This is a genomic window from Piscibacillus salipiscarius JCM 13188 (assembly GCF_001311865.1).
In the GTDB taxonomy this organism is placed as follows: domain Bacteria; phylum Bacillota; class Bacilli; order Bacillales; family Alkalibacillaceae; genus Piscibacillus; species Piscibacillus salipiscarius.
Window position 1 is genome coordinate 91,008 of record NZ_BBCD01000003.1, and the last position, 17,858, is coordinate 108,865.

Annotated in this window: 19 protein-coding genes, 5 pseudogenes and 2 other annotated features; of the genes and pseudogenes, 15 read left to right on the forward strand and 9 right to left on the reverse strand. The window is 39.0% G+C overall.

Annotation, left to right across the window (positions count from 1 at the left end; genetic code table 11):
• Position 1 precedes the first annotated feature (1 nt).
• Positions 2-604 (forward strand): cytochrome aa3 quinol oxidase subunit III, encoded by a 603-nt coding sequence (gene qoxC, locus JCM13188_RS03155; RefSeq protein WP_054752068.1) that lies wholly within the window; start codon positions 2-4, stop codon positions 602-604.
• 79 nt (positions 605-683) lie between these two features.
• Complete coding sequence (locus tag JCM13188_RS03160; RefSeq protein ID WP_279401313.1) at positions 684-902, forward strand: hypothetical protein; 219 nt, start codon at positions 684-686, stop codon at positions 900-902.
• Between the two features lie 22 nt (positions 903-924).
• Here JCM13188_RS03160 and JCM13188_RS03165 read toward each other — a convergent pair whose 3' ends face one another.
• Complete coding sequence (locus JCM13188_RS03165) at positions 925-1,158, reverse strand: hypothetical protein (protein ID WP_279401314.1); 234 nt, start codon at positions 1,156-1,158, stop codon at positions 925-927.
• Positions 1,159-1,464: 306 nt separating this feature from the next.
• Positions 1,465-1,713: a binding site (T-box leader), on the forward strand.
• A 53-nt stretch (positions 1,714-1,766) separates the two neighbouring features.
• Positions 1,767-2,017 (forward strand) — a binding site (T-box leader).
• A 50-nt stretch (positions 2,018-2,067) separates the two neighbouring features.
• Here JCM13188_RS03165 and trpE point away from each other — a divergent pair.
• The 10 genes and pseudogenes from trpE (at position 2,068) to JCM13188_RS20300 (ending at position 10,088) form a co-directional block, all read left to right on the forward strand.
• Positions 2,068-3,383: pseudogene (gene trpE / locus JCM13188_RS03170) on the forward strand (anthranilate synthase component I).
• Positions 3,380-3,990: pseudogene (locus JCM13188_RS03175) on the forward strand (anthranilate synthase component II). The pseudogenes trpE and JCM13188_RS03175 overlap by 4 nt, the downstream one beginning before the upstream one ends.
• Positions 3,962-4,990 (forward strand): anthranilate phosphoribosyltransferase, encoded by a 1,029-nt coding sequence (trpD, locus tag JCM13188_RS03180; RefSeq protein ID WP_054752072.1) that lies wholly within the window; start codon positions 3,962-3,964, stop codon positions 4,988-4,990. Before JCM13188_RS03175 ends, trpD begins: the two are co-directional and overlap by 29 nt.
• Positions 4,987-5,772 carry an indole-3-glycerol phosphate synthase TrpC gene (gene trpC / locus JCM13188_RS03185; protein ID WP_369404791.1) on the forward strand — a complete coding sequence of 262 codons (786 nt, stop codon included), beginning with the start codon at positions 4,987-4,989 and terminating at the stop codon, positions 5,770-5,772. Before trpD ends, trpC begins: the two co-directional genes overlap by 4 nt.
• Positions 5,773-5,928: 156 nt before the next feature.
• Complete coding sequence (locus JCM13188_RS03190) at positions 5,929-6,564, forward strand: phosphoribosylanthranilate isomerase (RefSeq protein ID WP_054752075.1); 636 nt, start codon at positions 5,929-5,931, stop codon at positions 6,562-6,564.
• Positions 6,543-7,731, forward strand: a pseudogene (gene trpB, locus JCM13188_RS03195) (tryptophan synthase subunit beta). The gene JCM13188_RS03190 and the pseudogene trpB overlap by 22 nt, the downstream one beginning before the upstream one ends.
• A 16-nt stretch (positions 7,732-7,747) precedes the next feature.
• Positions 7,748-8,545, forward strand: a complete 798-nt coding sequence (gene trpA / locus JCM13188_RS03200; protein WP_054752078.1) for a tryptophan synthase subunit alpha — start codon at positions 7,748-7,750, stop codon at positions 8,543-8,545.
• An 83-nt stretch (positions 8,546-8,628) separates the two neighbouring features.
• Positions 8,629-9,306, forward strand: coding sequence for a hypothetical protein (locus JCM13188_RS03205; protein WP_054752080.1), 678 nt, complete (start codon positions 8,629-8,631; stop codon positions 9,304-9,306).
• A gap of 45 nt (positions 9,307-9,351) precedes the next feature.
• A complete protein-coding gene (locus tag JCM13188_RS20295) occupies positions 9,352-9,732 on the forward strand; it encodes a TSUP family transporter (protein ID WP_369404792.1) in 381 nt (126 codons plus the stop codon).
• Positions 9,733-9,779: 47 nt separating this feature from the next.
• On the forward strand, positions 9,780-10,088 hold the full coding sequence (locus JCM13188_RS20300; RefSeq protein ID WP_369404793.1) for a sulfite exporter TauE/SafE family protein: 309 nt from the start codon (positions 9,780-9,782) through the stop codon (positions 10,086-10,088).
• A gap of 40 nt (positions 10,089-10,128) precedes the next feature.
• On the opposite strand, the pseudogene JCM13188_RS21660 reads toward JCM13188_RS20300, so the two are convergent.
• Positions 10,129-10,413 (reverse strand): annotated as a pseudogene (locus JCM13188_RS21660) (GNAT family N-acetyltransferase); the annotation flags it as partial.
• Between the two features lie 48 nt (positions 10,414-10,461).
• Entirely contained in the window at positions 10,462-10,644 is a 183-nt protein-coding gene (locus JCM13188_RS21665) for a hypothetical protein (RefSeq protein WP_439646602.1), read from the reverse strand.
• A 153-nt stretch (positions 10,645-10,797) separates the two neighbouring features.
• Between JCM13188_RS21665 and JCM13188_RS03220 the strand changes: the two genes are divergently transcribed.
• Positions 10,798-11,166, forward strand: coding sequence for a hypothetical protein (locus JCM13188_RS03220; protein WP_054752082.1), 369 nt, complete (start codon positions 10,798-10,800; stop codon positions 11,164-11,166).
• Positions 11,167-11,180: 14 nt separating this feature from the next.
• The gene (locus JCM13188_RS03225) at positions 11,181-11,516 is read left to right on the forward strand and encodes a DUF7010 family protein (RefSeq protein ID WP_054752083.1); all 336 of its coding nucleotides are present in this window, start codon (positions 11,181-11,183) and stop codon (positions 11,514-11,516) included.
• 390 nt (positions 11,517-11,906) lie between these two features.
• On the opposite strand, the gene JCM13188_RS03230 is transcribed toward JCM13188_RS03225, so the two are convergent.
• The gene (locus JCM13188_RS03230) at positions 11,907-12,821 is read right to left on the reverse strand and encodes a C45 family autoproteolytic acyltransferase/hydrolase (protein ID WP_369404801.1); all 915 of its coding nucleotides are present in this window, start codon (positions 12,819-12,821) and stop codon (positions 11,907-11,909) included.
• Between the two features lie 452 nt (positions 12,822-13,273).
• On the opposite strand from JCM13188_RS03230, the pseudogene JCM13188_RS03235 reads away from it, so the two are divergent.
• Positions 13,274-14,659, forward strand: a pseudogene (locus JCM13188_RS03235) (LVIVD repeat-containing protein).
• Positions 14,660-14,699: 40 nt separating this feature from the next.
• On the opposite strand, the gene JCM13188_RS03240 reads toward JCM13188_RS03235, so the two are convergent.
• The 5 genes from JCM13188_RS03240 to JCM13188_RS17760 all read right to left on the reverse strand — a co-directional run bounded on the left by JCM13188_RS03240 (position 14,700) and on the right by JCM13188_RS17760 (position 17,611).
• A complete protein-coding gene (locus JCM13188_RS03240; protein ID WP_054752087.1) occupies positions 14,700-15,842 on the reverse strand; it encodes a glycerate kinase family protein in 1,143 nt (380 codons plus the stop codon).
• Positions 15,843-15,853: 11 nt separating this feature from the next.
• Complete coding sequence (locus JCM13188_RS03245; RefSeq protein WP_054752089.1) at positions 15,854-16,915, reverse strand: tartrate dehydrogenase; 1,062 nt, start codon at positions 16,913-16,915, stop codon at positions 15,854-15,856.
• A gap of 104 nt (positions 16,916-17,019) precedes the next feature.
• Complete coding sequence (locus JCM13188_RS17750) at positions 17,020-17,289, reverse strand: FCD domain-containing protein (RefSeq protein WP_369404802.1); 270 nt, start codon at positions 17,287-17,289, stop codon at positions 17,020-17,022.
• Complete coding sequence (locus JCM13188_RS17755; protein ID WP_279401346.1) at positions 17,277-17,375, reverse strand: hypothetical protein; 99 nt, start codon at positions 17,373-17,375, stop codon at positions 17,277-17,279. Before JCM13188_RS17755 ends, JCM13188_RS17750 begins: the two co-directional genes overlap by 13 nt.
• Positions 17,376-17,404: 29 nt before the next feature.
• On the reverse strand, positions 17,405-17,611 hold the full coding sequence (locus tag JCM13188_RS17760; protein WP_279401315.1) for a GntR family transcriptional regulator: 207 nt from the start codon (positions 17,609-17,611) through the stop codon (positions 17,405-17,407).
• Between the last annotated feature and the right edge of the window lie 247 nt (positions 17,612-17,858).

Below are 17,858 nucleotides of genomic sequence, written 5' to 3' on the forward strand. Positions count from 1 at the left end.
CATGGAATCTAATGTAAAGAATGCCCCATTAGAATATCAAACAGAGCATAGTCAGATGAGTATTTTAGGTTTCTGGATTTTCTTGGCGGCTGAGGTTGTACTGTTCTCGACCTTATTCGCCACCTATGCTGTGTTATTCGGCCGAACTGCTGATGCACCGCTACCAAGTGAGCTGTTTGAAATAGATATCGTATTAATTATGACATTCCTGCTACTGACAAGTAGTTTCACGTGCGGGATTGCGATCCATCAAATGCGTCATGGATCAAAGAAAGGATTAATAACTTGGTTAATCATTACCCTTGTATTAGGGTTAGGGTTTCTAGGTTTTGAAATTTACGAGTTTGTTCATTACACTCACGAAGGAGCAACTCTACCATCGAGTGCCTATTGGTCTAGCTTTTATGTGCTAGCCGGTACACATGGCTTGCACGTAACGTTAGGTATTGGCTGGGCAATCTTGCTCTTGATTCAACTAGTTAAAAAAGGCATAACGAACGTCACGAGTCGAAAAGTGTTTATCATTAGCTTGTACTGGCACTTTCTTGACGTCATTTGGATTTTTATCTTTACAAGTGTCTACTTGATTGGGATGGTGGTTTAAATGTCAAACCAAACAAAAGAATTCCAACACAGCATATCATTGGCTTTGTTTTATCACTCGTTTTAACGATTATTGCTGCATGGACGGCTGTAGGTTCAGATTTATCTACGAACTGGATCATTACCATCATTATGGCACTTGCCATTATCCAAGCAGGGATTCAGCTCGTCATGTTATGCATATCGTTGAACCTGAAAGCCAAAACGGTCACATCCCTTGGAATATGATGTTCCATGGATTTGTCGCAGCTGCCATTGTCGTAGCAGGATCACTCTTTGTTATGGTTTATGGTTTCTAATTAAATTAAGAAAATCCTCATCTCAATAAATTTGAGATGAGGATTTTTTTATTCTGTATTCACCTTTTAATAACTTAAAGAAGTTTTTTTCAGACGATTTAACTTCGCGAATAATAAACATGACCCATGCTACTTCAGCTAGAATAAAACTTAAATAAAATGACATCCAAGTTAGCGAGAGCATGCCAGGGTCTATCCCGATCAAGTGAGTGTTAATCGCATATACCCACATACCAAGGACTAATACGGTTTGCACACCTGCGAGCCATTTTTATTTAATAGGTAGAACAAGTATGGCGCAACGCTTGCTAAGATCATAAACATTAATGCGATTCCCATATCAGGTCACCTCCGTCACGTGTTGTTACTATTATTGTAACAAAGCTTCCACATTTTTTGACACAAAAAGACATTTTGTTAGTGCCATGTTTTTAACCTACCACTATCAACACTTATATGAAACTTGTCTTATTGCTTTTTAACTAATTGTGAAATTTTATAACGATTAATCATTGACATTTTATCTAATCCATCATATGATATTCAATAACAATTTAGAAACGGTTCGGCGTTGATGAAGAGGAGTACTTTTACGAATTACTTCAGAGAGCTAGTGGTTGGTGTGAACTAGCGTATGACGTAAAAGGAATGGACTTCTGAGCCTCTAGCCCAACGTAACGATTTGTTATTAGTATGGCTAGCGAATGTCTCATCGTTACAAGAGACACGTATTCAAGCAACTCGCTTCGATACGGCTAAAGTGGACTGCAATAGCAGTCAACAAAGGTGGCACCACGTTCCCGTCCTTATTCATAGGATGGGAAACCCTTTTTATTGGTTAAAAGTCGAACCACAACTATATAACTTAAATCAACGAGTAAGAGGAGTAAGGCTCACGGATTCGTTACAGAGAGTTAGCATTTGGTGAGAGCTAGCACGATACGTGTTCCTGAATGGACTTACGAGAGGTGACCTGAACGTATGACAAGTATGGAAACCCGGCATTCCTCCGTTAACAGGATAGGGTATCGGAAGTAAGATTTCCCGTACCTGAATTGAGTGGAAAAGTTTATCCTTTTCAACTGAGGTGGCACCGCGAGTGAATCGTCCTCTGTAGACACATTTAACTGTGTTTGCAGGGGACTTTTTATGAGGAGGAAAGAAAATGGTTCGAATGAATTACAGAGTTATTGAAGGCGACACGCTAACACCTATCTCAATATTTTTAAAGCTAAAAGGGAAAAAGAAGTTTTTACTTGAAAGCTCATTAAAGCATGAAGATTCAGGACGTTATTCCATTATTGGGGCTGAACCTTTTTACGAAATGAAAACAGAATCATTTGATCATCTCGAACAATTATTACTACCTAATTTAGAGGTCTCTCTTGATATCCCATTTCCAGCTGGAGGGGTCGGTTATGTGGCATATGATGCAGTCAGGCAATTTGAATCAATCGGGCATACGCTTCCTGACCCATTAGATATGCCAGACATTCACTTGATGTTTTACGAAAAAGTCATTGTGTATGATCACTTATTTCAAAAGATCTACTTGGTTGCCATGGACCGCTGGATTACAAATGAACAAATAGATTTAACTACATCTTTAGATGAGATGGAGCACCAATAACTCAAGGGAAGGAAGAATTAAGTGACTTCCACCTCTCCCCTTTTCGATCGAATATCGAACAAACAAATTATGAAGAAACTGTTAGAAAAATAAAGGAGCATATATTAGATGGCGACCTTTTTCAAGCCGTCTTGTCTCAGCGATTATCTGCTGACTATAAAGGAGATCCCTTCACTTTTTACCGGCAGCTTAGAAAAACAAATCCATCACCTTATATGTTTTACGTAGATTTTCAAGATTACATTGTCCTCGGAGCTTCACCGGAAAGCTTAATCAAGGTTCAAGATGAGGTCGTTAAGACAAACCCGATCGCAGGTACTCGTAAACGTGGTCAGACTTTAATAGAGGACCTTGATTTTGAGAAGGAGTTGTTAAGTGATGAAAAAGAAATTGCTGAACACCGGATGCTCGTTGATTTAGGAAGAAACGATTTGGGCAGAATTTGTCTTCCTGGAACGATTGAACTAACGAAATACATGGTCATCGAACGTTATCGCTACGTTATGCACATCGTCTCAGAAGTTTCAGGGAAGCTTGACCCAAATTATACACCGCTTCAAGCATTAAAAGCTTGTCTTCCGGCAGGTACTGTGAGCGGTGCACCAAAGATTAAAGCAATGCAAATTTTAAATCATTTAGAGACCATCAAACGTGGCGTGTACTCAGGCGCTGTTGGTTACATCAGTATAGACGGGAACATAGATTTCGCATTAGCGATTCGCACGATGGTGTTAAAAGATGGTAAGGCACATGTTCAAGCAGGTGCAGGTGTCGTCCACGATTCCATTCCTTCTAAAGAGTTCGATGAAACACTTAATAAAGCACGCGCTTTAATGGAGGTGAATACATGATCTTACTAATTGATAACTATGATTCGTTTACCTATAACCTGTTTCAGTACATCCGAGAGCTTAATGAGGAGGTCATTGTAAAACGAAATGATGCAATTACAGTTGAAGAGATTCAAAACTTGTCACCTAACGCCATAATCATTTCTCCTGGGCCAGGGAAACCGAACCAAGCAGGCATTAGCGTCGAAGTTGTAAAGACTTATTATCAAACTATACCAATTTGGGTATTTGTTTAGGACATCAAGTGATCGGAGCTGCTTTTGGTGCTCATATTAAACGTGCTAAAGACGTCAAACATGGTAAAACATCATTAATTAGGCATAACGGCACTGGGCCATTTCAATATTTACCACAGCCTGTTGACGTCATGAGATATCACTCATTAGTCATTGATCCTGCTTCATTACCACCAAACATCAATAAACTAGCAGTGGCCATGGATGACGGTGAATTAATGGCTATCAAACATAAAGACTATCCCGTTTACGGCTTGCAATTTCATCCTGAATCCATTGGCACATTAGAAGGAAAACGAATGATTCATCAATTTATTAATTCAATTCGAAAGGAGCATGACCATGAAAGAATTATTACTCAAGCTAACTAATGGTCAAAAACTAACCAAAGGTGAAATGAGTCTCGTTGCGCAATCTTTGTTTGAAGAACGCACTTCAGATAGTGAAATTGCCTCTGTTTTAACAGCTTTAAGAGTTAGAGGAGAATCCGCAGAAGAGATTGCGGCTATTGTCGAAGTATTAAGAGAGAATGCGATGACGGTACATCCTCAAGCGTTTAACGTCATGGATAACTGCGGAACAGGCGGGGATGGTTCAAGCAGTTTTAATATCAGCACGACATCAGCTTTTGTATTAGCTGGTGCTGGTGCGAAAATTGCTAAACATGGTAATCGCAGTGTCTCCAGTAAAACAGGGAGTGCCGATGTATTAGAAGAATTAGGTATTGCACTTGATTTTACTGGTGATGAAGTTGAGGAATTACTTGAAACAAATGGAATCGCGTTTTTATTCGCACCATACGTACACCCTCGTTTGAAACGGATTATGAAAGTAAGAACAGACCTTGGTGTTCCGACTATTTTCAATTTTATTGGGCCACTGACTAATCCTGTTGAACTTCAGACACAGTTTCTCGGTGTGTATCGCCGAGACATGTTAATGAAAATGGCAGCTGTATTAAATCAATTAGGACGTTCCAGAAGCATTGTTGTGAATGGTGCAGGACATATGGATGAAGCCTCGCTTGCTGGCGAAAATCATTTAGTTTTACTCGATCAAGGTGAACTTATTCCGTTCACTCTAAAACCTGAGGAAGTCGGGCTTAGCACGTACCCTAATGAAGCCATTCGTGGTGGTGACGCTAAGGAAAATGCAGATATTTTGTTAAAAGTACTAAACGGTGAACCTGGGGCATATTTAGATACAGTTTTACTGAATGCAGGGCTTGGTTTATATTCATGCGGCATTGCTTCTAACATCAAGGATGGTGTTGAACGTGCTAGAGAAAGCATAGCATCAGGGCGTGCTTTAGAAAAATTGAATTACCTAAAAGAGTACAGCAAGTTAAGAAAGGAGGCCATGTCATCATGACCATTTTGGATCAGATATTAGAAAAGAAACAAGAAGAAGTTCGGATTTTAAAACAAATTGGTCTCAATTATGCAGAGGCAACTTCTGTTCATCATGCTTCATTATCCAAACATTTCCTAAATAGTAACCATCTATCTGTTATTGCCGAAATCAAACGGGCTTCTCCATCCAAAGGTAATATCAATGTAGGCATGACACCAAGTGAACAGGCTAAACTTTACGAGCTTGGCGGAGCGTCGGCAATCTCGGTTCTAACAGATCAGCCTTTTTTTAAAGGATCAATGGATGATTTAGCAAATGTTAGAGCATCTATTGAGCTTCCTATTTTAAATAAGGATTTTATTATTGAAGAAATTCAAATCGACCGAGCTAAGCTTACCGGGGCTAATGTGATTTTACTAATTGCAGCGGCTTTAGATTTAACTAGACTTAAAGACCTTCACCATTACGCTATACAAGCTGGACTGGAAGTATTACTAGAGGTTCATAATGAAAAAGAGCTTGAAATGGCACTTGAGGTCGGAGCTACAATTATCGGAATTAATAACCGCGACCTAAAAACATTCCAAGTTAACTTAGGGGTCACCGAAAAACTAGCTCGCAAAATTAAGGATCCAAATATCGTCATCATTAGTGAAAGTGGAATTAAAGGGCGTCAAGATGCCGAAAGGGTCGCGCAAGCTGGAGCGCACGGCATCCTCGTTGGTGAATCACTTATGATGAGCGATCATGTAGTCGATTCATTAAATGAACTTCGGGTAGAACGGGTTCATGTTTCGTAACCAATGATTTACTAGACACTTTTATGAATTTACTAGACAATATTAGACTTTTACTAGACAAAATCGAATTTTTACTAGACAATTTCAGGATTTTACTAGACAAAATTGAACTTTTACTAGAAGATTTTCCGATTTACTAGACAAAGGAGGCTTCGCATGACTCAGGTTAAAATTTGCGGTATTAAAAAGCTAAATGACGCAATGTTCGCAGCAAATGCTGGAGCAGACGCGATAGGATTTGTTTTTGCGGAAAGTAAACGACGGATGTCCATTGAACAAGCGGCAAACATTGCTATGAACATACCAGATCATGTTAAGAAAATCGGCGTTTTCGTTAATCCGAGTCGAATAGAACTTGAAGAAACGTATCAACAAGTAGGGCTTGACTATGTACAGCTGCACGGGAATGAATCGCCTGAATTCTGTGAGTCTCTTTCCCTCCCTTTTATTAAAGCTCTACGAGTGAGTTCAGATAAAGATTTACGTGCCTTAAAAACGTACGAGAAAGCGAGTTACTTTTTACTAGACAGTGCAACTGGCCCCTATCAAGGTGGTAACGGAACGACGTTTGGCTGGGAACTATTAAAAGATCAAAAGATTAACCGAAGTAAATTAATCTTAGCTGGTGGTTTAAACGAAGATAATGTAAAAACAGCCATTAATCAATCCACTCCTGTTATGGTCGACGTTTCTAGCGGTGTAGAAACGAACGGTCAAAAGGATCCTATAAAAATTAAACAATTTATTCAAAACGTAAAGGAGCGATCAACATGCCATACGCACAACCTGTAAACGGACATTACGGTCCTTATGGTGGTAAATATATCCCTGAAACATTAATGGGAGCAGTGACAGAACTTGAGGAGGCTTATGATGAGGCGATTCAAGACCCTGCCTTTAATGAGCGTTTAAATGACTTACTGAAAGACTACGTTGGACGTGAAAATCCACTTTATTTTGCGAGAAACTTAACTAAAAAGCTTGGCGGGGCCAAAAATTTATTTTAAACGTGAAGACTTAAATCATACTGGAGCTCACAAAATCAATAATACCATTGGGCAGGCCCTTTTAGCTGAACGAATGGGCAAGAAAAAAGTCGTTGCTGAAACAGGTGCCGGCCAGCACGGAGTTGCCACTGCAACCGTGTGCGCTCTACTTAACTTAGAATGCATAATCTTCATGGGTGCAGAAGACATTCGCCGCCAGAAGTTAAATGTATTTAGAATGGAACTTCTTGGTGCCCGTGTTGAAAGCGTGGATCAAGGCAGCGCAACGCTTAAAGATGCGGTGAATGAAGCATTAAGGTACTGGGTCACAAACGTTGAGGATACGCACTACATTATGGGATCCGTTCTGGGCCCTCATCCATTCCCTAAAATGGTCCGTGATTTCCAGAGTATCATTGGCAAAGAAACGAAAACACAACTATTAGAAAAGGAACATAAGCTGCCTGATGCAGTGGTTGCTTGTGTTGGCGGAGGTAGTAATGCCATGGGAATGTTTTATCCTTTTATTGAAGACCATGACGTTAAATTATATGGAGTTGAAGCTGCTGGAAGTGGTGTAAATACTGAACGACACGCTGCAACGCTTACGAAAGGTTCAGTTGGGATATTGCATGGTTCGATGATGTATCTACTTCAAAGTGAAGCCGGGCAAATACAAGAAGCACACTCAATTTCGGCAGGATTGGATTATCCTGGAGTCGGTCCTGAACACAGCCATCTTAAAGATATTGAACGCGTCCAGTACTCTTCGGTAACCGATGAAGAAGCATTAGAGGCATTTCAGCTTTTGTCCAAAACTGAAGGGATCATCCCAGCTTTAGAAAGTTCACACGCTGTAGCTGAAGCTGTAAAAATCGCACAAACCATGTCCAAGGAAGAATCACTTGTCATTTGCTTGTCAGGACGTGGCGATAAAGATGTTGAATCTGTCAAAGATGCGTTAAATCAATAAACAGGAGGTTGTACAAATGCGTAATACGATCACTCACGGTCGTGAGTACCTTGAAACGACATTAAATCAAACATTATCTCAAGGAAATAAAATATTTGTTCCATACGTCATGGCAGGAGACGGAGGGCTAGACCAGCTTATACCAAATTTAAAATTCCTTAGTGAAGAAGGCGCTACTGCAATTGAACTAGGCATCCCATTTTCTGACCCAGTAGCTGACGGCCCAACCATCCAAGAGGCCGGAAAGCGAGCACTCGAACAAAACGTCACGTTAAAGTCAGTGATTGAATTGTTAAAACAAGAACGTTACCAAATCGATGCCCCGATTATTTTCATGACGTATATCAATCCAATATTTAAATACGGAATTGAGAACTTTATAAAAGACGCCCAAGAAGCAGGTGTAGACGGATTGATCATTCCAGATTTACCATTTGAGCAACAAGTATTAATCTCTAACCATTTAAATGAAGCAGGGATAGCTCTGATCCAACTTGTATCACTAACAAGTTCTAAGAAGCGCATTAAACAATTAGCAGAAGCGTCACAAGGCTTTACGTATGCGATTACTGTCAATGGCATCACAGGGGCGAGATCAAACTTTGCAAAAGACTTAGAGGCACACCTGAGCCAGCTTCAGGAATTTAGTTCAGCCCCTGTTTTAGCTGGGTTTGGTATCTCTTCACCCGAACATGTTGAACAAATGGGCAATATGGCAGACGGCGTCATCGTTGGTAGTAAAATCATCGAGCTTTTACAAGATAATGACACCGATTCAATCAAACGTTTGATTGAATCTTCTAAGGCAAAATGAGACTAAAGCCTATTTAATATAGCTCGATTCTTTTTCCAAAATGTGTTACCTTAAAGTTGATTAAACTTTAGGTGGCGAATATTATGAAAAAGTGGTTCATTATTGGTCTCATTGGGAGTATTATCATTTGGGGTTCTTATCAAATCTTTTTCGCACCAGATGATGACGTCACAGCTCTACAAGAAGAACCACAAGTTCCCCGTGTTACACAAGACATCGATACGTTAATCCAGCAAGCTATTTTAAATTACGAGAAAATCAAGTCTAATCATGATACCATTCGTACTGACCATGATCTTGTAGATGTTGAAGACGCTGAAGTTAAAAATTGGATTATTCATACACACATTCAGTCTGCCGTTATTAAGAACGAAGACTTAAAAGGCGTTGAACTAGTGAACCGAGCTATGGATTACAAACATAATAATGAAGCCATTATTGAATGGGCTAAAAATGAGCATGGAATTGAAGTTAAACAAAGTGAAATTGAAGGGTATATTGATACTCAGATAAAATATATTGAAAACGGGAAACAAGCTCATCCGTTCTTCACAAAAATAAGTGAAGCATTGGACTTAACCCAAAAAGAGTATTTATATGAATGGGAGTATGACCGATTTACTCAAAATCTAGTACAGGATAAACTCTTTAACTATTATAAGGAGAATCATCAACCACTAGAAGATGAGTCATTGGAAGAATACGAAAAACGCATTATATTATTAATGGAAGAAGATTTAAGACAGTATGATCAGAAGTAAAAATCCGCCACGGAGCGGATTTTTATCATGTTAGGGGATGGCATCATGGAGTTTATCCTAATTTATTTTATAGGAGTTCTGGCGACAACTCTAGGTACATTAGCTGGTGGGGGTGGTTTAATTAGCTTACCTTCTATGCTCGCGTTAGGAGTTCCCGTACATTCCGCAATTGGAGCAAATAAAGTCTCAAATACCATCAGCTCATTACAAGGGTTTCTGCTCGTTTATAGGCAAAAAGGAGTCACCATAAAAGAAGGGCTCAAGATCATTCCTATAAGTCTAGCTGGTGGTGTGACAGGCGGACTCATTGCTGCCTCCCTCACCCCAGACATGATGTATCAAGTGGCCTTAATACTACTTGTCGTTGCTTTTATTTTTCGTTTATTGGAAAGTCAGACTTTACGGGCCAAGCGTCATTTTATGTAACAAAGGAAAGTACCCCGTTACTATACGGAATTGGAATTTACGACGGAATGTTTGGTCCAGGCCAAGGCACGCTTATGCTTTATTTGTTTTCATACTTGAATATCGCTTACTACCGAGCTGTCGGATTAATGCGTGTCGCGACATTTGCGAGTTGTTTTGGGGCAGCGATTAGTTACATCTCGACAGGTCAGATTATTTGGCCACTGACAATCGCTCTACTTCTGGGTTCTTTAACAGGCTCACAATTAGGCATTCGAATCGCAGGTAAACTCAAACCTCATCAAGTTAAGCCGCTATTAAGAATCGTAACTGCCGCCTTAATCATTCATATTTTTATAGATAATGTCATCATGTAGAAAAGCCGAGACTTACAAGCCTCGGCTTTTTATATGAGAGTTATTCGCTACTTTCAGCACACTTAGCATACACACATGTGTCTCTTAACTCAGTCCCATCAGGTGATCGGTCCTCGTTCTTTAAAATACCTTCTAATTCATACCCTAATCGTTCAGGAACTTGGCGTGATTTAGTGTTTTTAGAGTCACATAAAATTTCAATTCTTTGAAATCCCAACTCTTCTAAACCGTAATTCGTCAGACCCTCAACTGCTTCAGTCATATACCCTTTCCCGGAATAACGAGAATTAATCCAGAAACCTATTTGTGTTTTAGGAATATCCCATACCACATTATCAAAACTAACTACTCCAACTAGTACTTCAGTTTCTTTTCAAAATGATATAGCGAAGCTTTCCTTTTTGAAGAACTTAGCAATTGCCTCTCTTAAATTCACTTCGGTATCCTCAACTTCAGGAACGGTTTGTGCAAAGTCTAACCATTCTTTAAGTTCAGGAAGTGAATAACGGATGGCGGAATTGACCTCAGGTCCATCACCTGGTTTTGGTGCTCGCAAAATAATCTTTCAGTTTCAATAACACTATGAACATCTATTAGAATCGGATTGATATTTGTCTTCAGTTTTAACACTCCTTTCTTATTAACTGTTTCAACAATGCCTGTCCATTTCCTTTATTTTAGGTATACTTTTTAAAAAGGAGGTTAACGAATGAGTGAATCTAATTTCACAGACATTTTTAATGAACTAAAGACATACCTTCAAAAATACGAAGACGAATTAGTTGTTGTCCATAACTATGATACGTCCTATTATTTAGATTCAGAGAAAGTCTTCCCCAGAAACAACAAACCTTACTTCTTCGGCTCAGTCTCGATTAAGAAAAACTATGTTAGCTACTATCTCATGCCCGTCTATATGTTTCCAGACCTCTTAGATACCATTACACCAAATCTAAAAGCTAGAATGCAAGGCAAATCATGTTTCAATTTCATTAAATTTGATGAGGAACTTTTTGCTGAACTAGAACATTTAACAGATGAATCATTTAAACGTTTTAAGAAAGAGAATTTAATTTAAAAGGGGGATGAACGGTGTCAGTTGATGATTTGCGAAAGGATTTATCCATTAGAGGGAAGAATGGAATAGGATTCTTGATGTCTGCATCAGTCATTTGGTCCATTATTACTGTCATTTTTCTATTAGACTTAAACATTAATACTCAAAACATTTACTTATTCTTTGCTACCGGGATTATGTTTCCTCTTGCGTTATTATTTTCAAAATTAATAAACGCAGATTGGAAAATCGAAAACAATCCACTTGCTAATTTAGGGCTAATTATGAACATAGCACAGTTCTCATATTTCCCTTTAGTATTTTGGGCATTTGCTAATGAACCTAGCATAATGATTATGGTTTTGCGGTAATTACAGCAGCTCACTTATATCCTTATGGGTGGTTCTACGATGCAAAGGCTTACTATTTTTAGCCCCCACTCTGTCAGTATTAGTTGTTCTATTTAATTTTGTTAAATTTCCTCTTTGGTCAATTTCATCAGCAATGATCGTAGGACTGTTAACTTTGATAAGCATTTTATTCTATAATTATAAAGTTAAACGGATGTCAGAAGACGAACAAAGTCACCAAAGTATTTCCATATAATAAATAAAAAAGTAACCACCTATTTCTCTTTTAGGTGGTTACTTGACTTAGAAGCGAGTTGCCCCCCTTTATTAAAGGGCTTATTCGCTGATGACAAAAGAGTGACCGAACACTCATAGTCATCATATTATATGCTTATTTGAGAAAAATATACCTTAGATGCGTAATTTTGCATCCATATTCGCAAATCCTAGTTCTGTATCGACATGACCATACATACGTTCAATACTTATTTCTTTTCCGGACAACCATTGGTTAAAGTCAAATATAACTGGCTCCTGATCAGCTCCAAGTGTAAACCACACCTTCATATTATGCGGCAAATATAATGACGTATGAATCGTTCCTGCCCAGCTTTTATAATTATCCGCAAAAACTCCAGCTTCAGAATCATTGAAAAAGTTAAATGCATCATCTGGCTTCATCATTTCAGATTCATTTTTTAAAATTATATCTTTACGTTCCATGGAATCATTCAAATAGCGCCTGTTCTCTTCCGTTAAAATTTCAAAATGATTCGTGCAAACATTTGCTTCTCTTACCTCTACTCCTCGTGGACCCGCTTCAATAACGTATGTTGTTCCACTGCGGTCAAGAACGTTGTAACTAAACGCCCCTCTATGTGGAACAGATTTGACTAAATCGATTGCTTCACCTACTGTAGCACACGTCTCTAGAATCATACGCCCGACCATATAACATACAAACCCATCAGCTGTTTTCTTACGATGAGTAAAATTATATCCCATTACAAGCCCCTTTTCGTTCATCCCGTCCATTCGTCCTGTAATTCTAGAAGTAGGACCAATAACAGCATAGCCTTCATCTGTAGGTTCATACAAACAGAACATTCCATCATACGTAAACGGATGAAAGTCATAATTACGAACCATAAACTCATCCGTTGTAAAAATCGAACAGCCACTTTTATCGGGTTCAACCCGGTAGCCACCAAAATCACGCAGAACTTCCTTCATAGGTAGTCCTAGACCATCACGAAGTCCTTCCATCTCATCCCAAATAGCGGGAGCAAAGCGCTTGAATTGTTGTTTCGCTTCTACAACATCTATATCAAAACGTGGGCGCTTTAACTTCCACCCTTTTGGCGATTCTTAACGATTAATGAGTCTTTTAATGTCTTACCAACTTTCAAACCAAAGTCATAATGTGAGCCTCTAAATTGAAAAATATCACTATGTATTTGTTTCATGGTTGATCATTCCCTTTATGTTTATACTTCAGATTAATTTTACCTTAACATCATTCAAAACAAAACTCATGAGCCCTCCCCTTTAAAACTTCACCTTATTATAGTAATGATGTATTAGTGTTAGAATCTAAATCTATTTACCTACCTTATAACGATAGAGGTTGATTACTGACAAATCCAGCACACTAGGATGATTAGACTATTTTAGTTAGATTGTCGAAACAATAGGTGTCATGCCCTATTAACAAGCCTTACCTCCTCCATTATACTTTGTTACAAGAATTTTCAAAATTTTCAAAGGGAGGAAAGTTAATGAAGAAGAAAAAACTTATTCTAGCAACGACGTTATCAAGTGTTTTAGCCTTTTCATCGTTCGCACCGACGACCTTTGCCCACGATGATCTCGACAATAGTGGTGCTGAGAAAAGCGAACGCACTGTCTTCACACCAGAACAACTTGAGCAATTAGGAGAACCATTATTAGATGGATCAAAGAACCTTAACTTTTTAACAGAAGTTGCAGCCGTTCAGACTGAAGAGATTTACGAAGGAGTCCAAAACAACACCGCAGATGTATATGCCCATAAAGGTTTTGCTTATGTAGGAACACATACAGCCAACGGTGGTAATGGTGGTGTGCGTGTGTTTGATCTTAAGGACCCTGAAAATCCAGTTGAAGTAGCAGCGTTTGCGCACGATGATGTACCAGGTACTTGGCACGAAAAAGTAATTGTTAAATCTATTAACACCCCTCACTTTAACGGTGATTTAGCTGTAGTAAGTGTACAGCAACTTGACCGAAATGCAGATACGACAGGCGGATTCCTTCTCTACGATGTGACAGACCCTTATAATCCTCAAAAATTAGGTTATTGGGAAGTTATGGACAAACAAATGGAACTCATGAATTGTATTTAACACAGCAAGGTAATAAGGCTGTAGTCTTAACAGCTAATCCTTATGCTGATTATTATAGCCATGGTGAAGAGCATGATTTTCAAATCGTAGATGTATCTGATCCTACAAACCCAGAAACACTGTGGCAGTTTGATCCTCGTAGTTTACCAGAAGTATCTGAGGAATTTAACGGTTATCACTGGAATGCACCAGATGGTAAAACACGTCCAGTATTCGCCCACAGCGTAATGGCAGATCAAACAGGAAAATACGCATATGTTTCTATGTGGGATTTGGGTACCATTTATTTGATATTAGCGACCCAGAAAACCCTGAATACCTGGGCCGTACATATTTCGCTTCCGATCAGCAAGGCTCTGCTCACTCCGCTACTTTAGCAAAGGGTGGAAACGTGTTAATCGAAACACGTGAAGTTTACGTACCAGTTCGTCCAGGATACGAACAATCCTATGGCTATACTAGAATATTTGATATTAGTGACAAATCAAATCCAGAACTGTTAAGTGAATTTAAAACGGATTTAGTAGACAATGTGGAAGATGGTGTAACGTTTGCTAATACCGTACACGACCCTAAAGTTCGCGGAAATACACTTTACTTATCTCACTATGCAGGAGGAGTTTATGCTGTTGATATAGCAGACCCTAGTGCACCAGTTCAGATTGGGCAATATACGCCTGATCAGTCCTTTGTTTGGGGTGTGTTTGTCGACAAAATTACATTCTTGCTTCTGACATGGGCCAAGGGTTGAAAGTTTTAATGAAAAATAATAAGAAGTAAATTGATTAGAATTAGCCGCTCCCTCTACTAGGGGGCGGCTTTACTTTTTCATTGCCTTAAACAAATTGATAATTTGTGAGGTTGTAAACTTCAAATTCTGATAAGTTACCTCCCTGTCCATCGCTTCTCTTATAGTGATCGGTGATTGAATAATGGAGAAACATCCAGCAATTCCTGCATCATTCAGTTGAAGTTCATCCTGATTAACTGCGCCTGCTAGAGCGATGACCGGGATATTATAAGCTTTAGCTCTTTTTGCAACCCCCACAGGAACTTTTCCCATGCTCGTTTGACGATCTAACTTACCTTCACCTGTTATAACGAGGTCACAATCATCGAAGTATTGCTCAATATTAATCAAGTCTAAAATAAGTTCAACCCCCGATTCTAATGTTCCTTTTAAAAAACCAGAGAAGGCAGCACCTAATCCACCAGCTGCTCCGGACCCTGGTTCTGAATGAATATCAAGGTTCAATTCCTTTTCAACCACTTCTGCAAAATGCCGGAGCCCTCGGTCAAGTTCTTTCACTATTTCTTCTGTTGCGCCTTTTTGTGGTCCAAAGATATTTGCCGCACCATTTTCTCCGTACAATGGATTATTGACATCACATGCAACCTTAAATGTGCACTCTTTAATTAACGAATCGACCTTTAGAAGATCTATACGATTAATTTCTTCTAAAACCCGACCACCTAAGCTGGCTTCATTTCCGTTGTCATTATAAAACTTAGCTCCTAGTGCTTGTAGCATACCAACTCCAGCGTCGTTCGTAGCACTTCCACCAAGGCCAATGACAAAATGACGGCAGCCGTTGTCCATCGCATGTCTTATTAATTCACCCACTCCATACGTCGTCGTCAAAAGGGGATTTCTTTGCTCCTCTTGAACCAGTGGCAATCCGCATGCTTCAGCCACTTCTATGACAGCTGTCTTTCCGTCACCAGTTATTCCATATTTAGCATTAACTTTATTGTGAAGCGGACCCGTGACTTTGGTTTTAACATACTCACCTGAAGTTGCATGAACAACGGCATCAACTGTCCCTTCCCCGCCATCAGCTAATGGAAGAGACGTCACTTGAGCATCTGGATTTACGTCGTGAATTCCTTCCAGGATTGCCTGGCTCCCTTCAATGGAGGATATGCTACCTTTAAATGAATCCATAGCAATAACGATGTTCATCTTAACACCTCTTAAGCCTTAGCTTTTAATCGATTTATGATCTCATTTGTCACGTCCTGAGTTGAGTGGCTTCCTCCTAAATCCGAGGTAATGATTCTATTTTTCGTTGTTTCTTCAATGACGTCTAACAGTACTTGCCCCATTTCCTCTTCCCCGTGATGGTCTAGTAACATTTTCGCTGTCCAAATTTGACCTACTGGATTCGCGATTCCTTTACCAATAATGTCAGGGGCAGACCCATGAACCGGCTCAAACATAGAAGGATACTTACCGTTTACATTAATATTCCCCGCGGGAGCTACCCCAATACTGCCCATGATTCCAGCTCCTATATCTGACAGAATATCCCCAAATAAATTACTTGCGACGACAACATCAAATCGGCTCGGGTTGGTTACAAAAAAGGCAGCTAACGCATCAATATGCTGCTGATCTGTTTTAACATTAGGATATGATTCTGCAACATCTTTAAACACTTCATCCCAAAACGGCATCGAATACACAATTCCGTTAGACTTTGTTGCACTCGTTACACGCCCTTTGCGTTTTGAAGCCAAATCAAATGCAAAACGCATCGCGCGTTCTGTCGCTTTCCTTGAAAATACATTATTTTGAATCGCAATTTCATCTTCACCTCGGTAAATGCGGCCACCAACTGAACTGTATTCACCTTCACTATTTTCTCTCACAACCATAATATCAAAGTCATTAGGGTTAACTAATGGCGACTGAATTCCTGGTAACTGCTTAGCAGGACGAACATTAATCGTCTGTTCAAATTCGCGGCGAATTTTAATTAATAAGCCCCAAAGCGAAATATGATCCGGAACTAAGTTCGCATCTCCAACTGCTCCGAGAAAAATTGAATCAAAATCTGACAACCGCTTCATTCCATCCTCAGGCATCATCACACCATGTTCTAAATAATACTCACAACTATAAGGAAAATCTGTAAACTCAAATGTTAACCCTCCGTGTAATTCCGCAACTGTATGTAGTACATCAATGGCGGCTGGAACGACTTCCTTTCCAATTCCATCACCGGGAATGGAAGCTATTTTAAGCTTTTTCATCATTGTTCCTCCATTTCAAAGTCGACAGTCGACTGATTAAATTAAATATACATTATTTTCTGACTTTTATCAATGGCATTTGAAGCTTCGATATTTCTATTAATCTACTCTTCTAAGACCCTCAGTAGATGTTCGACATCATCATCTAAGTGTTTAATCATTTGTTCAGCAGCTCGTTCGGCTTCTCTATTCTTTATATAGGTGAAGATATCTTTATGCTGATCTAAAATCTTTTGAGCACGCTGTTCCCCTTTGAAATTCATAATGCGAAAATAGTGAATCAAACTATTCAAGTCATCAACTTGCTTTTGAAGTCTAGAATTCCGAGTAAACGTGACAATTAAATCATGAAATTGTTCATTTAAATTAATGATGCGTTCGAACCTTCATTGTTCGAGATGGCTTCCTCAGTTTTATTTAGCACTTCTTCAATTTGCCTAATTTCTAAATCTGTAGCAATTTGTGTCGTTAAGCGAACGGCGAATGATTCTAAAGCCTGTCTGCAGAAATAACTTCTTTGACATCTTTTATTTTCGGTTCATAGACAACCACTTTAGAATTCTCAACAGTTAATAGCCCCTCTTTTTCTAAAATACGAATCGCTTCACGAATAGGGCTTTTACTCACTTGGTGCTCTCTAGCAAGTTGTGTTTCATTAATTCGATCTCCCGGTTGGTACTTTCCATCAAATATCATTTGTTTAATTTAAATGATAAAACTGCACATAATATGGCACCTGTTTTTCTAACATATGGTTACCTCGCTTACCCCGTTATTAGTGTGTTTTCACTATATACAAAAAATGTTAGATTTATCAAATAAAGGTTCTAATTAAAAATAATTCTCAATTAAGTGTTGACTCTCCACTTACTGGAGGGTTTAATATTAAACAGGAATGATAATCATTATCATTTAGTTAATATTTAACAGAGAGTTTGGAACA

What these genes read in the sequence shown, in the direction of transcription:
- JCM13188_RS03190 (WP_054752075.1), top strand. Translation starts at nt 5,929, where the DNA reads ATGACTCAGGTTAAAATTTGCGGTATTAAAAAGCTAAATGACGCAATG.
- JCM13188_RS03220 (WP_054752082.1), top strand. Translation starts at nt 10,798, where the DNA reads ATGAGTGAATCTAATTTCACAGACATTTTTAATGAACTAAAGACATAC.
- JCM13188_RS20295 (WP_369404792.1), top strand. Translation starts at nt 9,352, where the DNA reads ATGGAGTTTATCCTAATTTATTTTATAGGAGTTCTGGCGACAACTCTA.
- JCM13188_RS17760 (WP_279401315.1), bottom strand. Translation starts at nt 17,611, where the DNA reads ATGATATTTGATGGAAAGTACCAACCGGGAGATCGAATTAATGAAACA.
- JCM13188_RS03205 (WP_054752080.1), top strand. Translation starts at nt 8,629, where the DNA reads ATGAAAAAGTGGTTCATTATTGGTCTCATTGGGAGTATTATCATTTGG.
- JCM13188_RS03240 (WP_054752087.1), bottom strand. Translation starts at nt 15,842, where the DNA reads ATGAACATCGTTATTGCTATGGATTCATTTAAAGGTAGCATATCCTCC.
- JCM13188_RS03160 (WP_279401313.1), top strand. Translation starts at nt 684, where the DNA reads ATGGACGGCTGTAGGTTCAGATTTATCTACGAACTGGATCATTACCAT.
- qoxC (WP_054752068.1), top strand. Translation starts at nt 2, where the DNA reads ATGGAATCTAATGTAAAGAATGCCCCATTAGAATATCAAACAGAGCAT.
- trpC (WP_369404791.1), top strand. Translation starts at nt 4,987, where the DNA reads ATGACCATTTTGGATCAGATATTAGAAAAGAAACAAGAAGAAGTTCGG.
- trpD (WP_054752072.1), top strand. Translation starts at nt 3,962, where the DNA reads ATGAAAGAATTATTACTCAAGCTAACTAATGGTCAAAAACTAACCAAA.
- JCM13188_RS20300 (WP_369404793.1), top strand. Translation starts at nt 9,780, where the DNA reads ATGTTTGGTCCAGGCCAAGGCACGCTTATGCTTTATTTGTTTTCATAC.
- trpA (WP_054752078.1), top strand. Translation starts at nt 7,748, where the DNA reads ATGCGTAATACGATCACTCACGGTCGTGAGTACCTTGAAACGACATTA.
- JCM13188_RS03245 (WP_054752089.1), bottom strand. Translation starts at nt 16,915, where the DNA reads ATGAAAAAGCTTAAAATAGCTTCCATTCCCGGTGATGGAATTGGAAAG.